At 71.3% G+C, this 24,782-nt stretch carries 19 protein-coding genes; 10 read left to right on the top strand and 9 right to left on the bottom strand.

The features are described 5' to 3' along the window. Window positions 1–179: 179 nt before the first annotated feature. From ACIBUY_RS27810 to ACIBUY_RS27800, 3 genes are read left to right on the top strand one after another with little or no spacing between them, the layout of a single operon-like run. Window positions 180–551, top strand: coding sequence for a tyrosine-protein phosphatase (locus ACIBUY_RS27810; protein WP_399154075.1), 372 nt, complete (start codon window positions 180–182; stop codon window positions 549–551). After that, complete coding sequence (locus tag ACIBUY_RS27805; RefSeq protein WP_399154074.1) at window positions 500–820, top strand: tyrosine-protein phosphatase; 321 nt, start codon at window positions 500–502, stop codon at window positions 818–820. The genes ACIBUY_RS27810 and ACIBUY_RS27805 overlap by 52 nt, the downstream gene beginning before the upstream one ends. A 35-nt stretch (window positions 821–855) precedes the next feature. After that, window positions 856–1,695, top strand: a complete 840-nt coding sequence (locus ACIBUY_RS27800; protein ID WP_399154073.1) for a 2-phosphosulfolactate phosphatase — start codon at window positions 856–858, stop codon at window positions 1,693–1,695. 26 nt (window positions 1,696–1,721) lie between these two features. Here the strand turns inward: ACIBUY_RS27800 and ACIBUY_RS27795 are convergent, their stop codons facing one another. Together ACIBUY_RS27795 and ACIBUY_RS27790 are read right to left on the bottom strand one after the other, a co-directional pair. Next, window positions 1,722–4,349: a bifunctional FO biosynthesis protein CofGH gene (locus ACIBUY_RS27795; protein ID WP_399154072.1), complete on the bottom strand. Its 2,628-nt coding sequence runs from the start codon at window positions 4,347–4,349 to the stop codon at window positions 1,722–1,724. Between the two features lie 29 nt (window positions 4,350–4,378). Beyond that, window positions 4,379–5,266: an LLM class F420-dependent oxidoreductase gene (locus ACIBUY_RS27790; RefSeq protein WP_399154071.1), complete on the bottom strand. Its 888-nt coding sequence runs from the start codon at window positions 5,264–5,266 to the stop codon at window positions 4,379–4,381. An 81-nt stretch (window positions 5,267–5,347) separates the two neighbouring features. Here ACIBUY_RS27790 and ACIBUY_RS27785 point away from each other — a divergent pair, with 81 nt between their 5' ends. Both ACIBUY_RS27785 and ACIBUY_RS27780 read left to right on the top strand, forming a co-directional pair. Further along, on the top strand, window positions 5,348–5,680 hold the full coding sequence (locus tag ACIBUY_RS27785; RefSeq protein ID WP_399154070.1) for a hypothetical protein: 333 nt from the start codon (window positions 5,348–5,350) through the stop codon (window positions 5,678–5,680). A 99-nt stretch (window positions 5,681–5,779) separates the two neighbouring features. Next, window positions 5,780–7,333 (top strand): CehA/McbA family metallohydrolase, encoded by a 1,554-nt coding sequence (locus tag ACIBUY_RS27780; RefSeq protein ID WP_399154069.1) that lies wholly within the window; start codon window positions 5,780–5,782, stop codon window positions 7,331–7,333. A gap of 53 nt (window positions 7,334–7,386) precedes the next feature. Here the strand turns inward: ACIBUY_RS27780 and ACIBUY_RS27775 are convergent, their stop codons facing one another. Next, complete coding sequence (locus ACIBUY_RS27775) at window positions 7,387–7,860, bottom strand: nuclear transport factor 2 family protein (RefSeq protein WP_365577492.1); 474 nt, start codon at window positions 7,858–7,860, stop codon at window positions 7,387–7,389. A gap of 46 nt (window positions 7,861–7,906) precedes the next feature. On the opposite strand from ACIBUY_RS27775, the gene ACIBUY_RS27770 reads away from it, so the two are divergent. After that, window positions 7,907–8,260 carry a MerR family transcriptional regulator gene (locus ACIBUY_RS27770; RefSeq protein ID WP_399154068.1) on the top strand — a complete coding sequence of 118 codons (354 nt, stop codon included), beginning with the start codon at window positions 7,907–7,909 and terminating at the stop codon, window positions 8,258–8,260. 36 nt (window positions 8,261–8,296) lie between these two features. After that, window positions 8,297–9,283 carry a zinc-binding dehydrogenase gene (locus ACIBUY_RS27765; RefSeq protein ID WP_399154067.1) on the top strand — a complete coding sequence of 329 codons (987 nt, stop codon included), beginning with the start codon at window positions 8,297–8,299 and terminating at the stop codon, window positions 9,281–9,283. Window positions 9,284–9,304: 21 nt separating this feature from the next. Here ACIBUY_RS27765 and ACIBUY_RS27760 read toward each other — a convergent pair whose 3' ends face one another. The 5 genes from ACIBUY_RS27760 to ACIBUY_RS27740 form a co-directional block, all read right to left on the bottom strand. Next, on the bottom strand, window positions 9,305–10,795 hold the full coding sequence (locus ACIBUY_RS27760; protein ID WP_399154066.1) for an aldehyde dehydrogenase family protein: 1,491 nt from the start codon (window positions 10,793–10,795) through the stop codon (window positions 9,305–9,307). Further along, window positions 10,792–12,531 (bottom strand): amidohydrolase family protein, encoded by a 1,740-nt coding sequence (locus ACIBUY_RS27755; RefSeq protein WP_399154065.1) that lies wholly within the window; start codon window positions 12,529–12,531, stop codon window positions 10,792–10,794. Before ACIBUY_RS27755 ends, ACIBUY_RS27760 begins: the two co-directional genes overlap by 4 nt. Window positions 12,532–12,681: 150 nt before the next feature. Further along, a complete protein-coding gene (locus tag ACIBUY_RS27750) occupies window positions 12,682–13,803 on the bottom strand; it encodes an LLM class flavin-dependent oxidoreductase (protein ID WP_365577507.1) in 1,122 nt (373 codons plus the stop codon). 140 nt (window positions 13,804–13,943) lie between these two features. Then, entirely contained in the window at window positions 13,944–14,732 is a 789-nt protein-coding gene (locus ACIBUY_RS27745; RefSeq protein WP_365577510.1) for an SDR family NAD(P)-dependent oxidoreductase, read from the bottom strand. A 114-nt stretch (window positions 14,733–14,846) separates the two neighbouring features. Then, window positions 14,847–15,773 carry an LLM class F420-dependent oxidoreductase gene (locus ACIBUY_RS27740; RefSeq protein ID WP_399154064.1) on the bottom strand — a complete coding sequence of 309 codons (927 nt, stop codon included), beginning with the start codon at window positions 15,771–15,773 and terminating at the stop codon, window positions 14,847–14,849. 216 nt (window positions 15,774–15,989) lie between these two features. On the opposite strand from ACIBUY_RS27740, the gene ACIBUY_RS27735 reads away from it, so the two are divergent. Both ACIBUY_RS27735 and ACIBUY_RS27730 read left to right on the top strand, forming a co-directional pair. Further along, window positions 15,990–17,990, top strand: coding sequence for a WD40 repeat domain-containing serine/threonine protein kinase (locus ACIBUY_RS27735; protein ID WP_399154063.1), 2,001 nt, complete (start codon window positions 15,990–15,992; stop codon window positions 17,988–17,990). Between the two features lie 61 nt (window positions 17,991–18,051). Next, the gene (locus ACIBUY_RS27730; RefSeq protein ID WP_399154062.1) at window positions 18,052–20,097 is read left to right on the top strand and encodes a WD40 repeat domain-containing serine/threonine protein kinase; all 2,046 of its coding nucleotides are present in this window, start codon (window positions 18,052–18,054) and stop codon (window positions 20,095–20,097) included. 56 nt (window positions 20,098–20,153) lie between these two features. Here the strand turns inward: ACIBUY_RS27730 and ACIBUY_RS27725 are convergent, their stop codons facing one another. Beyond that, window positions 20,154–21,422 carry an amidohydrolase family protein gene (locus ACIBUY_RS27725; RefSeq protein WP_399154061.1) on the bottom strand — a complete coding sequence of 423 codons (1,269 nt, stop codon included), beginning with the start codon at window positions 21,420–21,422 and terminating at the stop codon, window positions 20,154–20,156. 185 nt (window positions 21,423–21,607) lie between these two features. Between ACIBUY_RS27725 and ACIBUY_RS27720 the strand changes: the two genes are divergently transcribed. Continuing rightward, complete coding sequence (locus tag ACIBUY_RS27720; RefSeq protein ID WP_365577551.1) at window positions 21,608–24,598, top strand: BTAD domain-containing putative transcriptional regulator; 2,991 nt, start codon at window positions 21,608–21,610, stop codon at window positions 24,596–24,598. Window positions 24,599–24,782: the final 184 nt, after the last annotated feature.

Genomic DNA, 24,782 nt, shown 5'->3' with positions numbered 1-24,782 from the left:
GCCGGGGCCCACATGATCCGCGCCGGCCCGCGTTCCTCCTCCCGGGTTCGCCCGCGGCCTCCGCCCACCCCGGGCACCGTGTCCACTCGAACCGCATCCCGTTCACGCAGGCCACCGTCGTAGCGGCGGCGAGCCCGGGAACGTACGAGATCGGTTGGCACGCTCCCGGTGCCGGGCGCGTGTCCGTCGAGGTCGCGGGGCGGACGGTGGCGCGCGGTGGGGCGCAGGGGAAGGTCACCGTGCGCGGGCTGCCCGCGGACGTCGACCGGCAGTGGTTCGATCTGGTGCCCGAGCGCGGGCGCGGGCTGCACCTCGCGGACCGGCTCGTCAAGCTCGACGGTGCGGTCAACTTCCGTGACGCGGGCGGCTATCGGACCGCCGCCGGGCACTGGGTGAAGATGGGCGAGGTGTACCGGTCCGACGCCCTCGACAAGCTGACCGCCGCCGATCTCGGCAAGACCTCCGAGGCGGGTGCGGTCGCGATGATGACCGAGGGCGAGTGGTTCACGGTGAGCGGCGACAGCGCCAATGGGCGGGCGCCGCCCTGCTGACCGCGCTCGGCGTCCCGCGCGAGACGGTCATGGCCGACTACCTCGCCTCGAACGACTACCGCGCGGCGGCCAACGCGGCGGCCCTCGCCTCGATGCCCGCCGAACAGGCCAAGATCTACAAGCCGTTGCTTGACTTCAGGCCCGAGTACCTGAACTCCGGCTTCGACGAGGTCGAGGCGTCCTTCGGTTCGTTCCGGGCCTGCGAGCGTCAGGCGCTGGGGCTCGGCGAGCGCGAACTGCGGCGTCTGCGCCGGGAGTTGGTCGTCTGACGCCGGCTCGGCCGGTCCGGGATAGCGTGACCCGTATGAGCGGGCAGGGCGCGGCGTGGGCGTCGCAGAGCAGTTACGGCGTGCGGTTCGAGTGGGGGCGGGCCGGGGCCGCGGCCCTCGCCCCGCAGGCGGCCTGCCTGGTCGTCGTCGACGTCCTGTCCTTCACCACCGCCGTCTCGGTCGCCGTGGAGCGGGGCATCCTGGTCCACCCCTACCCGTGGCGGGACGCGTCGGCCCGCGCGTACGCGGACTCGGTCGGCGCCCAACTCGCCGTGGGACGCGCGGAGATGAGCGACGCCGAACCGTGGTCGCTGTCCGCCTCCGCCCTGCGCAGCGCCCCGCACACGGACCGGCTCGTGCTGCCGTCGCCGAACGGTTCGACCATCGCGGCGGCCGCACCCGACGGCGTCCCGGTCGTCGCCGCCTGCCTGCGCAACGCCGGTGCGGTCGGCGCCTGGCTGGAAGGTGAGGGCTTCGGCACGCCGGACCGGCCCCTCGCCGTGATCGCCGCGGGCGAGCAGTGGCCCGGCGGCGTACTGCGGCCCGCGCTCGAGGACCTGCTCGGGGCGGGCGCCGTCCTGACCGCGCTGGGTGCGGGCGGCGCCCGGTCGCCTGAGGCCCTGATGGCGGCCGCGTGCTTCGCCGCCGCCCCCGATGTCGCCGCGACCGTCCGCGACTGCGCCTCCGGGAGGCAGTTGCACGCGTACGGATTCGACCAAGATGTCGCTGTGGCCGCGGAGTTGGACAGCACGGACGTCGTGCCGGTCCTGCGCGACGGCGCCTTCCGCCCCGTCACGCGACCTCGCCCGCGTCCTGGAAGTCCTGGAAGTCCTGGAACGCCTGGCGGGGCGCCAGGGGCTGCCACCACCGACTGAGGCGGCAGCCCACCGCGCAGGACGCGTCAGTCCCCCAACACCGGCAACAACTCCGGCAGATGCCCGTCCGAAGCCGCCGCCGCCCGTACCCGCTCCTCCGGGACGGACCCGTACAGCGTCGTCCGCGGTTTCGCCGGGCGGCCTGCCGCGTCCGCTACCGCCACCAGGTCCTTGACCGACTTGTACGAGCCGTACGACGAGCCCGCCATCCGGGAGATGGTCTCTTCCATGAGCGTGCCGCCGAGGTCGTTCGCCCCGGAGCGGAGCATCTCGGCCGCACCCTCCGTGCCCAGCTTGACCCAGCTGGTCTGGATGTTGGGGATGTACGGGTGCAGGAGGATGCGGGCCATGGCCGTAACTGCCCTGTTGTCGCGGGCCGTTGGGCCCGGGCGGGCGATTCCCGCCAGGTAGACGGGGGCGTTCGTGTGGATGAAGGGCAGGGTCACGAACTCCGTGAAGCCGCCCGTCTCCTGCTGGATGGACGCCAGCGTGCGGAAGTGGCCGAGCCAGTGGCGCGGCTGGTCCACATGCCCGTACATCATCGTCGAGGACGAGCGGATGCCGAGTTCGTGAGCCGTCTTGATCACCTCGATCCACGTCGCCGTGGGGAGCTTGCCCTTGGTCAGGACCCAGCGGACCTCGTCGTCGAGGATCTCCGCGGCCGTGCCGGGGATCGAGTCGAGGCCCGCCTCCTTGGCCGCCGTGAGCCATTCGCGGATGGACAGGCCCGTGCGCGTCGCGCCGTTCACGACCTCCATCGGGGAGAAGGCGTGCACGTGCATGCCGGGGACGCGTTCCTTCACCGCGCGGGCGATGTCGAAGTACGCCGTGCCGGGCAGGTCCGGGTGGATGCCGCCCTGCATGCAGACCTCGACCGCCCCCACGTCCCAGGCCTGTTGGGCGCGGTCGGCGACCTGGTCGAGCGAGAGCGTGTACGCGTCGGCGTCCGTGCGGCGCTGGGCGAACGCGCAGAAGCGGCAGCCGGTGTAGCAGACGTTGGTGAAGTTGATGTTCCGCGTGACGATGTACGTGACGTCGTCGCCGACCACCGTCTTGCGGATGTCGTCCGCGATCGCGCAGACCGCGTCGAGCGCCGGTCCGTCCGCGTGCAGCAGGGCCAGGGCCTGGTCGTCGGTGAGGTGCGTCGGATCGTCGGCCGCCACCGCGAGGGCCTCGCGGACGTCCGTGTCGATCCGGGACGGCACCATGCCGGGCGCCGCCTGTTCGCGCAGCGCCTCCCAGTCCCCGTACACCTCGTCGAAGTCGTCGCGCCGGTCGGACGTACGGCCCTCGGTGTCGATCGTGCGGTGCAGGTCCGTGCGGCCGCTGCTGGTGAACTGCTCGTCCGGCTCCTGCCACGGCCGGCCCACCACCGGCGCGTCCGCGATCGCCAGGCCCGTGGCCGGGTCGGCGAGCGCGCGCACGTGCGGCAGCAGCCGCGGGTCCAGCCAGGGCTCGCCCCGCGTCACGAACTCCGGGTAGACGCAGAGGCGTTCGCGCAGCTCGAAGCCCGCCGTCGCCGACCGGGCCGCCAGCTCCTCCAGCTTCGGCCACGGCTTCTCCGGGTTCACGTGGTCGATCGTCACCGGGGAGACGCCGCCCCAGTCGTCGATGCCGGCGCCGATGAGGCGCACGTACTCGCCGTCGACGAGGTTCGGCGGGGCCTGGAGGTTGCCCGACGGGCCCATGATGTGGCGGGCGACCGCGACCGTCGCCACCAGATCGTCGAGGTCGGCGTCCGGCATGCCGCGCATCGCCGTGTCCGGCTTGGCGCGGAAGTTCTGGATGATCAGCTCCTGGATGCCGTGGTACGAGCGGGCGACGCGGCGCAGCGCGAAGAGGGACTCGGCTCGTTCCTCGTACGTCTCGCCGATGCCGATCAGGAGTCCGGACGTGAACGGGACCGACGAGCGGCCCGCGTCCTCCAACACCCGCAGCCGCACGGCCGGTTCCTTGTCCGGCGAGCCGTAGTGCGGCATGCCGGGCTCGGACCACAGGCGCTCCGCGGTCGTCTCCAGCATCATGCCCATGGACGGCGCTACCGGCTTGAGGCGCTGGAAGTCCGTCCACGTCATCACGCCCGGGTTGAGGTGCGGGAGCAGGCCCGTCTCCTCCAGGATGCGGATCGATATGGCGCGCACGTAGGCGATGGTGTCGTCGTAGCCGTGCGCGTCCAGCCACTCGCGGGCCTCGGGCCAGCGGTCCTCGGGCTTGTCGCCGAGGGTGATCAGGGCTTCCTTGCAGCCGAGTGCGGCACCCTTGCGCGCGACGTCCAGGACCTCGTCCGGGGACATGAACATCCCGTGTCCGGCCTTGCGCAGCTTGCCGGGCACGGTCACGAACGTGCAGTAGTGGCACTTGTCGCGACACAGCCGGGTGAGCGGGATGAAGACGCTCTTCGAGTACGTGATCACGCCCGGGCGGCCCGCCGCCTCGAGCCCCGCGTCGCGCACCCGGGCGGCCGACGCGCTGAGGTCCACCAGGTCCTCGCCCCGCGCCTGGAGGAGGACGGCGGCCTCGGTGACGTCGAGGGCGACGCCGTCCCTGGCGCGTTTCAGCGCGCGGCGCATCGCGTTGGCGGTGGGACGGTCACGGGGGTCGTCCTGGGGCCGGTCATGACGGGCTGCCTGCGGTACGGCGTCCTGATCACTCATGCAGCGAGCATACGAGCGCTTGTGCGGGCTCACACAGTGCCCGTGTGGTGACGTACGTCCTGGCCTGCGTACTGGCTCACGTACGGCGCGAAGTCGTCGAGGACCTTGAGGACGGCCGCCTCGTCGCCTGGCGGCAGTTGCAGCACCACCTCGTCGAAGCCCTGCTCCGCGTAGTGCGCCAGCTTGCCGGGGGTCGGCTGCACCGCGTACGGCACGACCTGCAGCGTCTCGGGGTCGCGCCCCGCTGCCTGCCACTGCTCCCGCAGCCCGGGCAGCGTACGGCCGAGGCCGCCGCCGCCGATGGGCGCCCAGCCGTCGGCGTACGCGCAGATGTGCTCGAACAGCTTGGGTCCTGCCGCGCCGCCGACGAGGATGCGGGGCGCTCCGCCGCGTACGGGCTTGGGGTGGGCGTGCGACGCGCGGACGGAGACGCCCGCCAACTCGCTTGTGTACGCGGTGGGTTCGGCGGCCCACAGCGCTCGCATGACCTGCATCCGCTCCATGGTGAGGCGGCGGCGCGTGCGCCATACGACGCCATGGTCGTCGGCCTCCTCCTTGTTCCAGCCGAAGCCGACGCCCAGCGTGAACCGGCCGCCGGAGAGGTGGTCGAGCGTGGCGATCTGCTTGGCCAGCGCGATCGGGTCGTGCTCGGTGACGAGCGTGACGCCCGTGCCGAGCAGGAGGTGCTCGGTGACGGCGGCGGCCTGGGCGAGCGCCACGAACGGGTCGAGGGTGCGGGTGTACTCCCGGGGCAGCTCGCCCTCCGGGTCGTTGGGGTACGGCGAGGTGCGCTCGACGGGGATGTGGGTGTGCTCGGGGAGGTAGAGCCCGCCGAAGCCACGCTGTTCGAGCTCGCGCGCGAGGCGTACCGGGGTGATGGTCTCGTCGGTCAGGAAGATCGTGGTCGAGATCCGCATGCGGCATTCCTAGCGGCGGGGCTTACAGGAGTCCATGGGCACGGCTAGGCTCACCCGGGCCATTCTCGACGGGGGTTTGTCATGATTCTGCGGATACGTCCACACACCCGCCCCACGACGGTGCTGCTCCTGCTGGGGGCGCTGCTCCTCGGCGGCGCACCGGCGGCCACGGCCGCTCCGGTGAGCTCCGCGGCCGCGCCCACCGCTCAGCAGCCGGGTCAGGCGCACAAGCCGCTGGCGAAGCCGACCAAGAAGGTCTCGAAGTCCAGCAGCACCGGCAAGAAGAGCAAGAAGAGCAAGAAGAAAAAGAAGAAGGGCGGATCGTTCGGGGCGCTCGGCTGGATCCTGATCGTGCTCGTCGTGATCGTGATCGTGGTCGTCGCCTGGCGGTTCCGCAGGCGCGGTCGCTCGTAGCCAAGCCGTACGTCACCCGTCGACCCCCTTCCCTTTGGGGGCCGTTCACGGCTCAATGCCAGGGTCGCACACGTCACACCCGACCCTGGGGAGCCGCATATGTGCACGGATGACGAACACGGGGCTGAACACGGCATGGGCAGACGGGCGTTGCTCGTGACCGGTGCCGCGACGGCGCTTACGCTCACCACCATGAGCTTCGCCGGCGCCGCGGACTCCGCCGATGGCGCGCAGTCCACCAAGACGCTCAAGGGCACGCTGCCGCCGGGCGCGCCCGACTTCGTGTACCTGCCGGTCGAAGTGCCGCGCGGGGTGCGGGAGATCAAGGTCTCCTACACGTACACGAAGGCGACCGTCCCGGCCGGCACGCAGAACAACGCGCTCGACATCGGCATCTTCGACGAGCGCGGCACGGCGCTCGGCGGCAAGGGATTCCGCGGCTGGTCGGGCGGCGCGCGCACGGAGTTCTTCATCCGCGCCGACGACGCGACGCCCGGCTACATCCCGGGCCCGGTGCGCGCGGGCACGTGGCACATCGCGCTCGGCCCGTACACGGTGGCGCCCGACGGCCTGCCGTACGAGGTGACGGTGACGCTGACGCACGGCGAGCCGGGTACGACGCCGAAGCCGGTGTACCCGCCGCAGCGGGCCCGCGGCCGGGGCCGCGCCTGGTACCGCGGCGACTGCCACCTGCACAGCTGGCACTCGGACGGCCGCCGTACGCCGCAGGAGATCGGCGCGCTCGCCCGTGCGGCGGGCCTGGACTTCATCAACACCTCCGACCACAACACCCATTCCTCGCAGGCACATTGGGCCGACGTGGCGGGCGACGACCTGCTGGTGATGCTGGGCGAGGAGGTCACGACGCGCAACGGGCACGTCGTCGCGCTCGGCGTCGACCCGGACACCTTCGTCGACTGGCGCTACCGGGCCCGCGACAACCGCTGGGCCAAGTACGCCGACCACATCCGCCGCGCGGGCGGCCTGGTCGTCCCGGCACACCCGCACGCGACGTGCGTCGGCTGCGGCTGGAAGTTCGGCTTCGGCGAGGCGGACGTGGTGGAGGTGTGGAACGGCGCGTACACGCCGGACGACGAGATCTCGCTGGCCGACTGGGACAACACCCTTGTCTCGTACGCCCGTTCACGCGGCAGCGGCAACGGCGGCGGCAGGGCGGGCGGCTGGCTCCCGGCCATGGGCAACAGCGACGCGCACCGCGACCCCGACCGGGTCGGCGGCCCGCAGACCGTGGTCCTGGCCGACGACCTGACCCGGGACGCGATCCAGGCGGGCCTGAAGGCGGGCCGCTCCTACGTCGCCGAGTTCGCGTCCGTCGAGGTCTCGTTCACGGCGACCGGCGGCAAGGGCAAGGTGGCGGGGCTCGGCGAGCGACTCCGCGTCGACGCCGACACCCCGGTCACGGTCACGCTGGACGTCAAGGGCGCACCCGGCTGCACGCTCCACATCGTCACGGACCAGGGCACCCTGTTCACCTCCGCACCGCTGCCCGACTCCGGTGCGGGAAGCGCCAGTTGGCACACGACGCCGTCGTACGCGGCGTACGTACGGGCAGAGGTCAGGCACGCACCGGCGGTCCCGGGACTGCCCGGCGCGCTGACCGCGTTCACGAACCCGATCTTCCTGGGCGACTGAGCGTCCCGGAACGGGTCCCACCGGGTCCAACCGGGTCCCCCTGCGGGCGGGTGCTAGCGGAGCGGAATGTCGCTCCCGCGCTCGTCCGCGGGCCGCGGCCCGTGAATGCGGCGCTCGCCCTCCTCGATGGCCACGTCGTTGATGCTGGCCTCGCGGCGCCGCATCAGCCCGTGCTCGTCGAACTCCCACAGCTCATTGCCGTACGAGCGCCACCACTGCCCCTGCGCGTCCCGGCACTCGTACTGGAACCGCACCGCGATCCGGTTCCCGTCGAAGCTCCACAGGCTCTTGCGCAGCGCGTACTCGTGCTCGCGCTCCCACTTCCGCGTCAGGAACGCGACGATCTCCTCGCGGCCCCGCACGAAGACGTCCCTGTTCCGCCACTCCGAATCGGGCGTGTACGCGAGGGAGACGCGCTCGGGATCCCGGCTGTTCCAGGCGTCCTCGGCGGCCTGCACCTTCTGCAGGGCGCTCTCGCGGGTGAAGGGCGGGTAGGGCGGTCGCGACTCGGGCGCGTCGTGTGGCATGGGTACCTCCTGGAATACCTTACTGGTCAGGGCAGTTGGGCCCGGCATGAGGATCAGTGAGGCGGCCCGGCTCAGCGGGGCCAGCGCGCGTTCCCTGCGGCACTACGAGGACGAGGGCCTGATCGTGCCGGGGCGATACGGCAACGGGTACCGGGACTACTGCCCGTCCACCCTCGACCGGGTCCGCACGGTCCGGGCCCTGCTGGACTCCGGTCTGCCGGTGCGGCTGATCAGGGAGATCCTGCCCGATGACGGCGGGGCCGCGACCGGGGTCGGGCCCGGGTTCCTGGACGAGGTGCGGGACTATCGCGACCGGGTAGCGGACCGTATCCGCGCACTGACCGAGCAACAGGACGCCCTGGACGCCTACTTGGCCGGAACCGAGCGGACCCGGACTTGACCTTGACATGTGTGTGAAGGTCCTAGCGTCCTTCCCATGCGAGCCCTGATCCAGCACACGAACCGCGGCCCCGCCGACCTGACCCTGGCGACCGACGTCCCGCGCCCCGTACCGGGGCCGGGCGAGTACCTCGTCCGGGTGGGCGCGGCGGGCGTCAACTTCGCCGACGTCATGCAGACGTACGGCACCTACCGGGGCGGCCCGACGGCCCCCTACCCGGCGGGATTCGAGGCAGCCGGCGAGATCGTCGGGGCCGGACCGGGCATCGGGCAACCGCTGCCGTCCGGCACCCATGTGATCGGCGTCGGCCGCGGCGCCTTCGCGCAGTACATGACGATGCCGGCCGCGGAAGTCCTGCCCGTGCCCGACGCGTGGACCGACGCCGAGGCCCTCGGCATGGTCCTGAACTGGGCCACCGCCCTCGCGGCCCTCACCACCCTCGGGGGCCTCGCGTCCGGCGAGACGGTGGTGATCCACGCGGCGGCCGGCGGCGTCGGCCAGGCCGCGGTGCGGATGGCCCGGCACTACGGGGCGCGGGTCATCGCCACCGCGTCCCCGGCCAAGCACGCCACGGTCTCAGCGCTTGGCGCCGACCACGTCCTGGACCGCAGTGACCCGGAACTGGCCGCCCGGATCCGCGCGCTCGCGCCCGACGGCGTGGACCTGGTCCTGGAGTCCAACGGCCGCACCACGTTCGACACGAGCCTGAGCGTGGCGAAGCCGTTCGTGGGCCGGGTCGTGGTCTTCGGCGCCGCGTCCGGTGATGCCCGACTCACCACGCACGACCTGATCTTCACGCACCACGCGCAGCTCAAGGGCCTGCACATCGGCACGCTGGCGCAACGCGCACCGGCGCTGTACGCAGACCTGCTGACGGAACTGAACTCCCTGATCAAACAGGGCGTTTACCCGCCCGGCACCCCCGAGCTCCACCCTCTGGCGGACGGCGCGGAGGTGCTTCGCCGCCTCGAAGAGGGCGGAACCCGGGGGAAGTTGGCGCTCGACCCGCATCGCCAGGAGTGACGGGCCGGGCGCCGGGAGCGGCTATCCGGGCCAGACGATGGACTGCAGCTCGCTGTACGCGTGCAGGGCGTACGAGCCGACGTCCCGGCCGACCCCGCTCTTCTTGAACCCCCCGAACGGCGCTTCCATGTTCCGTCCGATGGTGTTCACGCCGACGCCGCCCGCCCGCAGCTGCCGCGCGACGCGGAACGCGCGGGCGACGTCGCCGGACCAGACGTAGTCGATGAGGCCGTAGTCGGAGTCGTTGGCGAGGGCGACGGCCTCGTCCTCGTCGCCGTCGAAGGGGACGACGGCGACGACGGGGCCGAAGATCTCCTCGCGGACGACGCGCATGTCGTTCGTGCAGTCGGCGAGGAGGGTCGGCGCCACGTAGAAGCCCCGCTCCAGATCCGGCCGTTCACCGCCCGCGACCACGGTCGCGCCCTCCTTCTTCCCCAACTCCACGTAGGACTCGACCCGTTCGCGGTGCGCGCCGGAGATGACGGGCCCGACGATCGTCCCCTGCACCCGCGGATCGCCGACCTTCATGAACCCGATGTACGCGGTGAGCTTCGCGACGAACTCGTCGTACACGGACCGGTGCACGATCGCGCGCGTCGGCGCCGTGCAGATCTGCCCGCTGTAGAAGGCGTACGTCGTTCCGATCCCGGCGACGGCCGAGTCCAGGTCCGCGTCGCCGAGGACGACGGCGGCACCCTTCCCGCCCAGCTCCATCAACTGCCGCTTCAGGGAACGCCCGCACACCTCGCCGATGCGCTGGCCGACGCCCGTGGACCCGGTGAAGCTGACCATGTCGACGTCCGGCGAGTCGACGGCGGCCTCGCCCACGTCCACGGCGGCGCCGCTGACGACGTTCACGACGCCGCGCGGCACGCCCGCCTCCTCCAGGGCGGCCGCCATCCGGTACACGGACAGCGGGTCCTGCGGTGCGGGCTTCACGACGACGGTGTTGCCCATGGCGAGGGCGGGGGCGACCTTGCCCGCGGGGTTGGCCCACGGGTTGTTGTACGAGGTGATGCACGTGACGACCCCGACGGGCTGCCGCACCGCGAGCGCCCCGGTCACCCCCGCCTTCCCCATCGGCCCGGCCTCGCTGATCTGCGGCGGCAGCCCCTGCTCGACGGGCTCCAGGGCCCCCTTGGCGTACCGCTTGAAGCGTGCGACACCGACGGCGACCTGCATGCCGCGCGCGGTGCCGGTGGTGGCCCCGCTCTCGGCCTGTGCGAGCTCGGCGTTGGAGACGAAGTCGCGCTGCATGAGTGCCGCGGCCCGGTCGAGGATCGCGGCCCGCTCCTCGGGCGTCGTGCGCGACCACGTGCCGAAGGCCTCGCGGGCGGCGCGCGCGGCGTCGTACACCTGCTGCCGGGACGCCTCGGGGGCGCGCCCGACGACCTCCTCGCTCGCCGGGTCGACCACGTCGTAGTAGCCGCGGTCGGGCTCCACCCACTCGCCGCCGACGAACAACTTCGGCGCGCGCCCGGCCGTACTGCTGTCAGACGTACCGCTGCTCATCGCGTACTCACCGTCCGTGTGTCCTGCCCCGACCGCAGCACCTTGCCGGGTACGGCCCCGCTCACCACGTCATCGCGCATGGCTTCAACTCCGTTGACCCATACGGCTTTTATGCCGATCGCCTTCGAGTCGAGCCGGGGGCTGTCGCCGGGCAGGTCGTGCACCAGCGTGGCCTTGCCCGCGTCGATGGTCTCCGGGTCGAACAGCACCAGATCGGCGTGCCAGCCCTCGCGGATCCGCCCCCGCTCCCGCAGCCCGAACAGCTGGGCCGGGTCGTCGGTCAGCATCTTCACGGCCTGCTCGAGGCCCAGCAGCTTGCGCCCGCGCAGACAGTCGCCGATGAACCGCGTCGTGTACGGCGCCCCGCACATCCGGTCCAGGTGCGCGCCCGCGTCGGATCCGCCCAGCATCACGTCCTCGTGGCTCCAGGTCTCGGCGCGCAGCGCCCAGGAGTCGGGGTCGTTGTCGGTGGGCATCGGCCAAAGCACCGTCCGCAGGCGGTCGTTGGCGCAGATCTCGACCAGGCACTCGAAGGCCTCCTGCCCGCGCTCGGCGGCGATGTCCCGCACGACGCGCCCGGTCAGCCCTTCGTTCGCCCCGGAGTACGTGTCCCCGATGACGTAACGCCCGAAGTCGGCGAGCCGCCTGAAGACGCCCGCCTCCTTGCTGTCGGCCCGCCGCAGCATCTCGGCGCGCACGTCCGGATCCCGCAGCTTCGCGATCCGCTCGTCGACCGGCAGCCCCAGCACCTCGCCCCAGCCCGGAATGAGGTTGAGCGCGCAGAAGGTCCCGAGCGACATGTTCATCGGGGTCAGGATCGGCATGGTGAGGGCGACGATGCGCCCGCCGGCCTTCCTGGCGCGCTCGCTCGGTATCAGCTGGCGCGGTACGCGTTCGGGGACGGAGGCGTCGATGGTCAGCACGTTCCAGTTGAGCGGCCGCCCGGCGACGGCGCTCATCTCGACGAACAGATCGATCTCGTCATCGCTGAACTGGTCGAGACACCCGGCCACGATGGCCTCGATCTGCGTGCCCTCGTGCTCGCCAACTGCCTTGCTGAGACTGAGCAGTTCGGCGGGAAGGGCGTGTCGTGAGGCGACGGGCTTGCCGTCCCCGTCGGAGTGGGTGGACGACTGGGTGGTGGAGAGCCCCCAGGCCCCGGCCTCCATGGCACCGTGGAAGAGGTCGAGCATGGCCTGCATCTGCTCGTCGCTCGGCTGCCCCCCGACGGCGTCCGCGCCCATCACGTACCGGCGCAGCGCGCAATGCCCCACCATGAACCCGGCGTTGACGGCGATCCGCCCGTCGAGGGCGTCCAGATACTCCCCGAACGAGTTCCACGTCCAGGGCGCCCCCTCTTCCAGGGCGACCAGCGACATCCCCTCGACCTTGGACATCATCCGCCGCGTGTAGTCGGCGTCCTCGGGCCGCTCGGGGTTCAACGGGGCAAGGGTGAAGCCGCAGTTGCCGCCCGCGACCGTGGTCACCCCGTGATTGAGCGAGGGCGTGGCATACGGGTCCCAGAACAACTGGGCGTCGTAGTGCGTATGCGGATCGACGAACCCGGGCGCGAGCACGAGCCCGGCCGCCTCCTCATGGGAAGCGGCCTCTTCACCGACCTGTCCCGGCGGTGCGATGACAGCGATCCGCCCGTCACGAATTCCGACATCGGCGACATAGGAAGGGGCACCGGTCCCGTCGACAACGGTGGCACCTTTGATGAGATGGTCAAGCATGTGCCTGCTCCTCATGGATCGAGCTCCGCTCCAACCAGCCCCGCACTGGTACGAGAGGCAGCGGGGTCCGGGGCAGCGCCCCGGGACAGCAACAGAAACGGGCCCCGACCTTCCTGTCCGGGAGGAGGAAGGCCGGGGCAGCTCAACGAATCAGACCCCGGCCGACCTGAACCGCGTCGTCCGGTGGACCGGATCCGTGTCGATCTTCGGAATGACGTGCTCCCCGATCAGCTTGATCGAGTTCAGCGTGTCCTCGTGCGACACCCCGATCGGCAACCCGAACGACAGCTGATCCGCCCCCGCCTGCTCCCACCGCTTGCACTGCTGGAGCACCTCGTCCGGGTCACCACAGATCATCAGCTCCTCGGCGATGAGCATTTCGATGATCTCGGCGGTGTACTCCGGCAGGATCTCCGGCCACTCGGGGATCCCGGCGGGCCGCGGGAAGGTGTCGTGGTAGCGGAAGACGAGCGACTGCAGGTAGTTGAGCCCGCCGCCCACGGCGATCTCGACGGCCTTGTCGTGCGTCTCGGCACAGATGGCGGTCGAGGTCACCATGACGTTGTCGTTGACGAAGTCCCCGATGGGGTCGGGGTCCTGGATGGCGGTCTTGTACTGCTCGAGGACCCACTCCATGTCGGAGACCTTCTGGACGCTGAAGCCAAGGACCCCGAGCCCCTTCTTGGCGGCCATGGCGTACGAGGGCGGGGACCCGGCCGCGTACCACATGGCCGGGTGCGACTTCCCGTACGGCTTGGGGAAGATCTTGCGCGGCGGCAGCGACCAGTGCTTGCCCTGGAACCCGACGTACTCGTCCTGGAGCCACATCTTCGGGAACTCGGCGATGGTCTCTTCCCAGATCTCCTTGGTGTAGTTCATATCGGTCACGCCCGGTATGAACCCCAGGATCTCGTGCGATCCGGCCCCGCGCCCGCTGCCGAACTCGAACCGCCCCTCGCTGAGGTGGTCCATCATGGCGACCTTCTCGGCCACCTTCACGGGGTGGTTGACCTGGGCGAGCGGGTTGAAGATGCCCGAGCCGAGGTGGATGCGCTCGGTCGCGTGGGCGAGGTACCCGAGGTACACGTCGTTGGCCGAGAGGTGCGAGTACTCCTCCAGGAAGTGGTGCTCGGACGCCCAGGCGTACTTGAAGCCGGACTTGTCCGCCTGGATGACGTACTCGGTCTCGTTCATGAGCGCGCGGTGCTCGGCGGTCGGGTCCGTCAGCGCCTGCTTGCCCACGTATCCCTGTACAAAGAGCCCGAATTCCAAGGAGGTTCACCGTCCTCGTCAGTTTCTGACGGATCGTCAGATTGGATGCATCGACTGTTCCACTACGGGTGGGGACCGTCAATAGCTGACGCATCGTCAGCTAAGGTCAGGAAGCCCCGCGGGAGCCCCGTGGGTCGGGGTCACAGCACACTGACCCCCGCGAGCCAGCCCCCGTCGATCACGAACGGCTGCCCGGTGATGTACGCCGAGTCCTCCTCGGCGGTCAGGAACAGCGCGAGCCGCGCGACCTCCTCAGGCCTGCCCACCCGGCCGAGCGGCACGAGCTTGCGGTACAGCTCGCCGAGGGCCTGCGCCGCCTCCTCGGTGTTGGCGTCGGGGTCGAGCTGCGCCGGGTTGCTCATGGCGGTGTCGATGGCGCCCGGGCAGACGGCGTTGACGCGGATGCCCTTGGCGGCGAGCTCCAGGGCCGCGACCTTCGTCAGGCCGACGATGGCGTGCTTGGTGGCGGCGTACGCGCCCACGTACGCCATGCCCGTCACACCCGTGTACGAGGCGGTGTTGACGATCGAGCCGCCCCCCGCCCCGGCTATCTCGGGCGCCACGGTCTTGATGCCGAGGAAGGCGCCGACCTGGTTGACGTTGACGATCTGCTGGAACTCGTCGAGCGGGGTGGACACGAGCTCGTTGAACCGCAGGATGCCGGCGTTGTTGACGAGCCCGTCGATCTTCCCGAAGGCGGACTTCCCGGCGGCGACGGCGCGGGCCCAGTCCTCCTCGTTGCTGACGTCGAGGTGCACGTACACGGCGTTGCCGTCACCGAGGTCCTTGGCCACGGCCTCGCCCTGGTCGTCGAGCACGTCGGCGACGATCACCTTCGCCCCTTCCGAGGCGAAGAGGCGCGCTTCCTGCTCGCCCTGCCCGCGCGCCGCACCCGTGATGAGAACGACGCGCCCGTCGAGCTTGCCCATGTTCCTTGCTCCTCCGGTGAGTTGGGGGTTCGGGAGATCGGGGTGTTCAGAAGATCGGGGTGTTCAGGAGGTCGAGGCGTTCAGGAGATCGAGGCACTGAGGAGATCCAGGTGTTCAGGAGAGCTGCGGCGCCACCTCGGCCCCGAAGGCCTCGATCTGGTCGACGAGCTCGGCCCGGCTCCGGCTGCGGAAGCGGACCTGGATCTGGTGCACGCCCATGGCGGCGTACGCGCGCAACGACTCGGCCACGGCGTCCGGCGCCCCGGACACGGTGCGCCGCCCGACCTCCCAGCCGGGCACGCCCACGTACAGCGTCTCGGTGATGGCGCCGATGGTGAGGGGCGCCTCGATGCCCGCCTCGGCGCGCAGCCGCCGCAGCGTCGCGATCTGCTCCGGCAGCCGGTCGCGCGGGTCGCCCTGCGGCAGCCATCCGTCGCCCTTGAGCGCGGCCCTCCGCACGGCGGGGGCCGATGATCCGCCGACCCACACCGGCACCCGGCGCTGCGCGGGCCGCGGCCGCTGCCCGAGCCCCTCGAAGGCGAACAACTCACCTTTGTGGGAAGGGAATTCCTCCGGCCCGAGGGCGGCCTTCAGCGCGTCGACACTCTCGTCGAGCACGGCCCCGCGCCGCGCGAAGTCGACCCCGAGCGCCTCGAACTCCTCCTGTACGTGACCCGCTCCGACGCCGAGGATCAGCCGCCCGCCGCTCAGGTGGTCCAGCGTGGCGTACTGCTTGGCGGACAGCAGCGGATGGCGCAGGCCGACGACCGCGACGTGGGTCAGCAGCCGCACGCGTTCGGTGACGCCGGCCAGGAAGGACAGCGTGGCGACCGGGTCGTACCAGGTCGTCGACATGGCGTCGGCGAGCCGCCGCGGGATCCCGACGTGGTCGCAGCAGGCGACGTAGTCGAAGCCGCTGCGGTCGGCTGCGCGGGCGACCTCGGCGAGGTCCGCGACGTCCGCGCCCGCCTCCCAGGATTCCGCGTAGATGGTGCTCTGGGACTGGATCGGGAGTTGCATCCCGTACGCGAGCCGCGTCATACCCGGACCCCTACCTGACGGACCGTCAATTATGGACGAGGCTCATCCTCGTACCTGACGGGTAGTCAGACAAGGGGAGTGCACGGCCGAAGCGAGAGTGTGCGCCCGGCCCGGCCATCCGCCCGTGCGGCAGAACATGAACATGGTTCAATTCCGAGCGTGATCGGATCCACGGGGGGTGCGGTCTTCGACGGACGCGGAGGATTCGAGTAGCCCATGGTCGAAGCACTGAGCCCGAACGACCCGCGCCAGGTGGGCCCCTACCGGCTCGACGGGCGGCTCGGCGAGGGCGGCATGGGACAGGTGTTCCTCGCCGTGTCGCCGTCCGGGCGGCAGGTCGCGGTCAAGCTGATCAAGCGCGAACTGGCGTCGACGCCCCGCTTCCGGGAGCGGTTCGCGCGGGAGGTCGAGGCGGCCCGGCGCGTGGGCGGCTTCCACACCGCGCAGGTCGTCGACGCCGACCCCGAGGCCGAATCCCCCTGGCTGGCAACGGAGTTCATCCCTGGGCCGACCCTCCAGGAGCTGGTCACCGGGCAGGGCCCGCTCGCCCCCGACGCCGTGCTGCGACTCGGCGCGGGCCTCGCCGAGGGGCTCGCCGCGATCCACGCCTGCGGCCTGATCCACCGCGACCTGAAACCCGGCAACGTCATCCTCGCCCCCGACGGCCCCCGCATCATCGACTTCGGCATCGCGCACGCGCCCGAGGCGACCGCGATGACCCACACCGGCAGCGTCATCGGCACGTACGCCTACATGTCGCCGGAGCAGATCCGCACGCCCGCCCGAGTGACCCCGGCGACCGACGTGTTCTCGCTCGGGTCCGTGCTGGCGTTCGCGGCGACCGGCCGGGGGCCCTTCGACGCGTCGACCGTGCCCGGGATCCTGCACCGGGTCACCGCCGAACCGCCCGAGCTCACCGGCCTCGACCCGGCCGGGCCGCTGCACGCCGTGGTGACCTTCTGCCTGGCCAAGGACGCCGCCGAGCGCCCGTCCGCCCCGAACCTGCTGCACCGCCTCTCGGTCACGGCGGACGCGGCGACAACCCCCGCTCCCGCCAAGCCGGTTGGGCGGCGGAACCTCCTCATCGGCAGCGTCGGGGCCGCGGCCCTGGCCGCCGTACCCGCGTACTTGCTGTGGCCGGATTCCGGACCCGACTCCACGTCCGGGCCCAAGTCCCCCGACGCGAAGGGCGGGCCGGAGAAGAGCCCGAAGCCGAAGCCCTCCCCCACCCGCGACGCCACCAGGCCGGTCCTCCAGCTCAAGGGCCACACCGGGGAGATCCTCTGCCTGGCCTTCTCCCCGGACGGCAGAACGGTCGCCACCGGCAGCTTCGACCACACGGTGCGCCTGTGGGACGCGGCCGCGGGCCGCCTCATCACCACGTACGAGGGCCACACCGACGAGGTCCTGGCAGTGGCCTACAGCCCCGACGGACGGACCCTGTACACCGGCGGCTACGAGAAGACCCTGCGCCGGTGGGACGTGCGCAGCGGCGCCGCCAAGGGCGTGCTCCAGACGTACACGGGCGAGTTCGACGACGTGAACTGCCTGGCGTTCAGCCCCGACGGCAAGACCCTGGCCGTGGGCGTCGGCAGCGAGGTCCGGCTGGTGAATCCGGCCACCGGCAAGTCGAGGGCGAGACTCACCGGGCACTCCGGAAGCATGAACGGGGTCGCGTTCAGCCCGGACGGCACGACCCTGGCGAGCGTGGCCAGCGACGTCAAGGAGGGCACGATCCGGCTGTGGAACGCCCGCACCGGCCGCCTCACCAAGACCCTGACCGCCGACGGCGAGAAGAAGAACTACTCCGAGGTCCGCTTCAGCCGCGACGGCACCACCCTCATCGCCAACGGGCCCGGCGTGCGCCTCTTCGACCTGGCCACGGGCCGCGTCACGCGCACGCTCAAGGACGGGCACGACTACGTGAACTCATCGGCGTACGCACCGGACAGGTCAGGGACGGGCGGGGTGATCGCGGGCGCGGGCGGCTTCGTCGAGATGGAGGGCGTCGACACCGTGGGCCGCACCGTCACGCTCTGGGACATGTCCACGGGCAAGACCCTCACCACGCTGGTCGGCGGCCCGCCGAAGACCGAACTCACGGCGTCCATCGGCGCGGTGGCCTTCGGCCCGGACGGCAAGACGGTCGCAGGCGTGCTCAACCCGACGGACTCGGACGACGGCGAGCCCACGGTGCAGCTGTGGAAGCTCGCCTGAGACCGCTCCCCCACCCTCTCCCGCTCCGCCCTCTTCTTCGAACCGGATGGTGACCGTACGCATGGACGCGTTGAAGCCCGACGACCCGCAGTGGGTCGGCCCCTACCGCATCGAGGGCCGGCTCGGCGAGGGCGGCATGGGATCGGTCTTCCTCGGTACGTCACCGGGCGGCCGGAAGGTCGCGGTGAAGCTGATCAAGCGGGAACTGGCGGCAGCACCGCAGTTCCGCCAGCGCTTCGCCCGCGAGGTCGAGGCGGCCCGGCGCGTGGGCGGCTTCCACACCGCGCAGGTCGTCGACGCCGACCCCGAGGCCGCGTCCCCGTGGCTGGTCACCGCGTTCATCGCGGGCCCGAACCTGCACGAGGTCGTCGCCGCCGACGGTCCCCTGTCCGCGGACGCCGTCCTGCGCCTGGGCGCGGGCCTGGCCGAGGGCCTCGCCGCGATCCACAAGAGCGACCTGGTCCACCGCGACCTCAAGCCGGGCAACGTCATCCTGGCCGAGGACGGTCCCCGCATCATCGACTTCGGCATCGCCCGTGCCGTGGACGCGAGTTCCCTGACCGCCACCGGCACGGTCATCGGCACGTACACGTACATGTCGCCGGAGCAGATCCGCGCGGACCGGGCGGGCCCGGCCAGCGACGTGTTCTCGCTCGGCTCGGTCCTCGCGTTCGCGGCGACGGGGCAGGCGCCCTTCGACGCACCCACGCTGATCGAGGTGGTCCAGCGCATCCTGGACCAGCCACCCGCGCTCGACGGCGTGGACGACCGCCTGCGCCCGGTCCTCGCCGCCTGCCTGGCCAAGGACCCGGCGGCGCGCCCGTCCGTCGGCGACCTCCCGGCCCTGTTCGCGGGCGGCCCCGCGGCCCCGGCCGACCCGCGCGTGCCGTCGGCCCCGCAGGACGGCACGCTCGTCCTGACCACGCCCCCGCGACAGCCGTCGTACGCGCCCACGGCCCCGGCCGAGTCCCCGGCCCCGCCGGCGTTCGGGCCACCGCCCGCCGGACCCACCGTGCCCGCGGCGCCGACGCCGGGCCGCCCGTCGCGGCGCGCGCTGCTCATCGGCGGGGCGGGCGCGACGGCGGCCGTGGCCGTCGGGGCGGTGGCGCTGCTGCGCAGCAAGGGGGACCCGGACGACGCGAAGGGCGCGGACGGCGGCAACTCGCCGTCGCCCTCCGCCAGTTCATCGGCCGAGCCGTCGGCCGGATCGTCTGCCGGGCCGAGCGAGACGTACGTGGCCCTCGAAGGGATCGAGTCCGTACGCGCCCTCGCCTTCTCCACCGACGGCACGTCCCTCTGCGCCACCGGCAACAACGCCGTCTGCCGCTGGGACCTGGCCACGCGGGAGGCCACGCCCGCGCACATCGGCACGCCGGAGTTCCTGCAGCCGACCCTGATCAGCCGGGACCTGAAGTACGTCGTGCGGGCGGAGAAGACCGACGTCCGGGTGTGGAACACCAGCACCGGCAAGACGGTCCGCACCTTCGCCGGGCCGAAGAACACCAAGGACCAGGACGGCTGGCCCACCGGCCTGGCCATCAGCGCGGACAGCGCGACCGTGGCCGTCACCAGCTCCCGCGGCCTGCACCTGTGGAACGTGGCCGACGGCAGCTCGAAGGCCGTGCTCGGCGGCTTCGACGGCGGCCCGGTGGCCTTCCGCAGCGACGGTCTGGTGCTGGCCGCGGGCAGCCCGCTGGCCACCCGCGCCCCGAACGGTGCGCCCATGAACACCGTCAAGGACGGCGAGGCCGCCGAGCTCGTGGTGTTCAGCCCCGACGGCCAGGTCCTCGCGTACGTCCACCGGGACGACACGGTCCGGGTGTGGAACACCGACTCCGCCGAGGAGGTCGTCAAGCTCGACCCCGAGGAGTCGATGATGCACGCGATCGCCTTCCACCCCGGGGGCCGGCTGCTTGCCACGGGCGGGCAGGGCGGGCTCGCCTGCGTCTGGGACACGGTGACGGGCAGGCGCACGGCGAAGTTCACCTGCCCCAACTCCGTGGAGGCGCTGGCGTTCAGCCCCGACGGCAAGACGCTGGCGACGGGACTGATGAGCGCAGTGGACTTCGGCGGGACCAACACGGTCCTGCTGTGGAAACTGCCCTGACCGGGTCCGCCCTTGGCACGCGGAGGGCGGAGCCGGCCAGGCTCTCGGGGGGACGTCTACTGGGCGGACGGCGTCCACAGCCCCTCGTCCGTGAGCCCGAGCAGATCGATGGCGTTGCCCCGCACGATCCGCTCGACGGTCGGCCCGTCCAGGTGCCCCATCTGCGCCTGGCCGACCTCCTTCGACTTCGGCCAGGTGGAGTCGGAGTGCGGATAGTCCGTCTCGTACAGGACGTTGTCGAGACCGATGGCGTCGAGGTTGCGCAGCCCGAAGGCGTCGTCGAAGAAGCAGCCGAAGACGTGGTCGGCGAAGTACTCGCTCGGCCGCTTCTTCACCTTGTCGGCGACCCCGCCCCAGCCACGGTTCTCCTCCCACACCACATCAGCACGCTCGAGAATGTACGGAATCCAGCCGATCTGCCCCTCGGCGTACATGATCCGCAGCTCGGGGAACCGCTCGAACTTGCCGCTCATGAGCCAATCCACCATCGAGAAGCAGCAGTTGGCGAAGGTGATGGTGGAGCCGACGGCGGGCGGCGCGTCCGCGGACGTCGAGGGCATCTTGCTGCTGGACCCGATGTGCATGGCGATGACGGTTCCGGTCTCGGCGCAGGCCGCGAGGAACGGGTCCCACTCGTCACCGTGGATGCTGGGCAGCCCGAGGTGCGGCGGGATCTCGGAGAAGGCGACGGCACGGACGCCGCGCGCGGCATTGCGCCGCACCTCCGCGGCCGCCAGCTCGGCGTCCCACAGGGGTATGAGGGTCAGCGGGATGAGCCGCCCCTGCGCCTGCGGGCCGCACCACTCCTCGACCATCCAGTCGTTGTACGCGCGCACGCCGAGCAGCCCGAGTTCGCGGTCCTTGGCCTCGGTGAAGGTCTGGCCGCAAAAGCGCGGGAAGGTCGGGAAGCAGAGGGCGGACTGCACGTGGTTGACGTCCATGTCGGCGAGCCGCTCGGGGACGCTGAACGACCCGGGCCGCATCTGCTCGTACGTGATGACCTCGAGCTTGATCTCGTCCCTGTCGTAGCCGACGGCGGTGTCGAGCCGGGTGAGCGGCCGGCGCAGATCCTCGTAGACCCACCAGTCGCCGATGGGTCCGTCGTCGCCGGGATGGCCCATGACGGGCGCGAACTTCCCTCCCAGGAAGGTCATTTCCTTCAGGGGTGCGCGGACGATCCGCGGTCCGACATCGGCGTACTTCTTCGGCAGCCGGTCGGACCAGACGTTCGGGGGCTCGACGGTGTGGTCGTCGACGGAAATGATCCTCGGGAAGTCGCCCGATTCCAGGGCGCTTTGGGTGATTCCGGTCTCCGTGGTCTCCATGGACTCACGTTAGCGCCGATCTGACGACCCGTCAGCTCCCTGTCGGGCAGCGGGTGTGGGCGGATGTTCCGGTGCGTACGCGTGAGATGTCTGTGATGGCTGTCTCCCGCTGCTGACGTATCCGCCATGAACAAGGCAAACTGACGGAGTTGTCTGGGATGGCAAGCCGCGAGGGGGCAGCGACGATGGACGGTGGACCGCGGGTACCGGAGCAGCGCCGGTCCGGCACGCCCGGGGACACCCCGGCAGCGGAGCCGGCCGCCGTCTCCGACCTGCGCTTCAGCGTGCTCGGCCCGGTCCGGGCCTGGCGCGACGGCGAGCCGCTGGCGACGGGCTCCCCACAGCAGCGGGCCCTGCTCGCCGCGCTCCTGCTGCGCGACGGCCGTACGGCGACGGCGGCCGAGCTGATCGACGCCGTCTGGGGCGACGAGCCCCCGCAGCAGGCGCTGGCCGCGATCCGCACGTACGCCTCCAGGCTGCGCAAGGTGCTCGACCCGGGCGTCCTGGTCAGCGAGTCCGGCGGGTACGCGATCAGGGTGGCCCGCGACGACGCCCTGGACCTCGCGACCGCACAGACGCTCTGGTCGGACGCGGAGAAGGCCCGGCACACCGCCGACCTGTGCCAGGCGCGGGCCCTGCTGAACAAGGCGCTCGGCCTGTGGGACGGCGAGCCCCTGGCCAACGTGCCGGGCCCGTACGCCGAGACCCAGCGCGCCCGCCTCGGCGAATGGCGCCTGCAACTCCTCGAATCCCGCCTGGACATGGACCTGGAACAGGGCTGCCACGCGGAGGCGGTCTCGGAACTGACAGCGCTGACGGCGGCGCACCCTCTCCGCGAACGCCTACGCGAACTCCTCATGCTCGCCCTCTACCGCTCGGGCCGCCAAGCGGAAGCCCTCGCGGTCTACGCGGACACGCGCCGCCTGCTCGCCGACGAACTCGGCGTGGACCCGGGCCCCGGCCTGTCCGAACTCCACCAGCGCATCCTCCAGGCCGACCCGGCCCTGGCAGAACCCTCCACGCCGGCGACAGAACGGGTGGAAGCTCCGGTCCGCCCGGCCCAACTCCCGGCGACGGTCCCGGACTTCACCGGCAGAGCATCGTTCGTCACGGAACTCAGCGAGGTGCTGTCCTCGGCGTCGCCGGAGTCCGGCACGGGTTCGGTGATGGCGGTGTCGGCGGTGGCAGGCATCGGAGGAGTGGGCAAGACAACCCTGGCGGTACACGTCGCGCACGCGGCCCGTTCCTCCTTCCCCGACGGCCAGTTGTACGTGGACCTGCAGGGCGCGGGCTCGCGTGCGGCGGAACCGGAAACGGTCCTCGGCTCCTTCCTCCGCGCCCTCGGCACGGCGGACGCGGCGATCCCCGACTCCCTGGAGGAACGAGCGGCCCTGTACCGCTCGACGCTGGACGGCCGCCGCGTCCTGGTCCTCCTCGACAACGCGCGAGACGCGGCACAGGTCAGGCCGTTGTTGCCCGGAACTGAAGGCTGCGCGGCACTGATCACGGGCCGCGTCCGCATGGTCGACCTGGCAGGCGCGCACCTGGTGGACCTGGACGTCATGTCCCCCGAGGAGGCCCTGCTCCTGTTCACGCGCATCGTGGGCGAGGAACGGGTCGCGTCGGAGCGCGAGGCGGCCCTGGACGTGGTGGCGGCCTGCGGCTTCCTCCCCCTGGCAATCCGCATCGCGGCGTCCCGCCTGGCGGCCCGCCGCACCTGGACGGTCTCGGTCCTGGCGGCAAAACTGGCGGACGAGCGGCGCCGCTTGGACGAACTCCAGGCCGGCGACCTGGCCGTGAAGGCGACGTTCGAACTCGGCTACGGCCAGCTGGAGCCGACCCAGGCCCGCGCCTTCCGCCTGCTGGGCCTGGCGGACGGCCCGGACATCTCCCTGGCGGCGGCCGCGGCGGTCCTCGACCTGGAGGTGGACAAGACCGAGGACTTGCTGGAGTCCTTGGTGGACACGTCCCTCCTGGAGTCGGCGGCCCCGGGCAGGTACCGCTACCACGACCTGGTCCGGCTCTACGCGCGTGCGTGCGCGGAGAGGGACGAACTGCCGCCGGTGGAGCGGGAGATGGCGATGTCGCGGCTGCTGGATTTCTATCTGGCTACGGCGGCGGGGGTTTATGCGATGGAGCGGCCGGGGGATCGGTTGGTGGATCACCTGGAGCCAACCTCGTACCGCGGACTGTCGTTCGCTGACCGTCACTCCGCCCAGGACTGGCTCTACTCGGAAGCCATCGCGGTGCTGGCATGCGTTCGGCAGTCCGTCTCCGACTCCCGTCTCCGACGCGCCGTGGACCTTCTCTGGGCAGCAAAGGACCTGGCGGAGTCCGGCGCCAACTCCCGCGAGTACGAGGTCGCCGCATTGGCCTCCCTGGACGCCGCACGCACCGCGGACGACTCCAGAGCTGCCGCTCGAGCCCTCACCACACTGACCGATGTCCACATGGTCGCAGGGCGGTTCGACGAAGCAGACGCGGCAGCAGCAGAGGCGATGGACCGCGCCGGGCAGGCGGACGACCCGGTCGCACGCTGCTGGGCCCCGAACACCCGGGGGATCGTCGCGATCTACCAGGGGCGCCACGCAGAGGGCGAGAAGCAACTTCGGCTGGCCATCGAGAACTTCCGCAGTGACCTGAACCAGGCCGGAGAAGCCAGCGCCCTGTGCAACCTGTCGCGCATTCATCTTGCGACGAACCGCACGTCCAGCGCTGTCACCCTCGCTCAACAGGGCATAGACATCTACGAATCGACGGGCAACGCGCTTCGCGGAGCCAATGGGCGATACGCCCTCGGCCTTGCTCTCACTCAGAGCGGCCAACTCGGCGCCGCCAAGGACATCCTCACCGAGGCCCTGGAAGTCTTCCGCGACAGCCGACAACGACTTTGGGAAGGTATGACGCTCTTCCGCATCGCAGAGGCCGACCTTGCCGCTTCACGCCCCGGCGCAGCCGCTGCAAACGCCGAGCTCGCCCTGACTGTGCTGCGAGGTATCGGAGGCGACTGGCGTCGAGGACTGGTACTCACCGTCCTCGGCCAGTCACTCCACGGGCTGGGCCAGATCGACCGGGCACGCGTCTGCTGGCAGGAAGCCTTCGGAATCTACGAACAGTTGGAGTCACCGGAGATCGAGGTCGTGCGAGGCCTGCTCAACCCGCTGCGGGTTGCCTGACGCTGGGGACGTTCATCGTTCGTTTATCGCATCCCGCCATGCTCATTCCTAGTCGATCCGTCGCGTCGGGGGGCAGACGGGTCACCGCCGAGGGCCTCTCGTTCACGAACTAATGTGAGCGGCCCAGAAGGGCCCGCCCGGCCGCCCACGGGGGAGCAGCCGGGCGGGCCTCGCCGATTGACGA

Origin of the sequence: Streptomyces sp. NPDC050085 (assembly GCF_044460595.1) — a bacterium.
GTDB lineage: Bacteria > Actinomycetota > Actinomycetes > Streptomycetales > Streptomycetaceae > Streptomyces.
The sequence above is the reverse complement of the archived record's forward strand: the minus strand, read 5'-3'. Positions and strand labels throughout refer to the sequence as shown.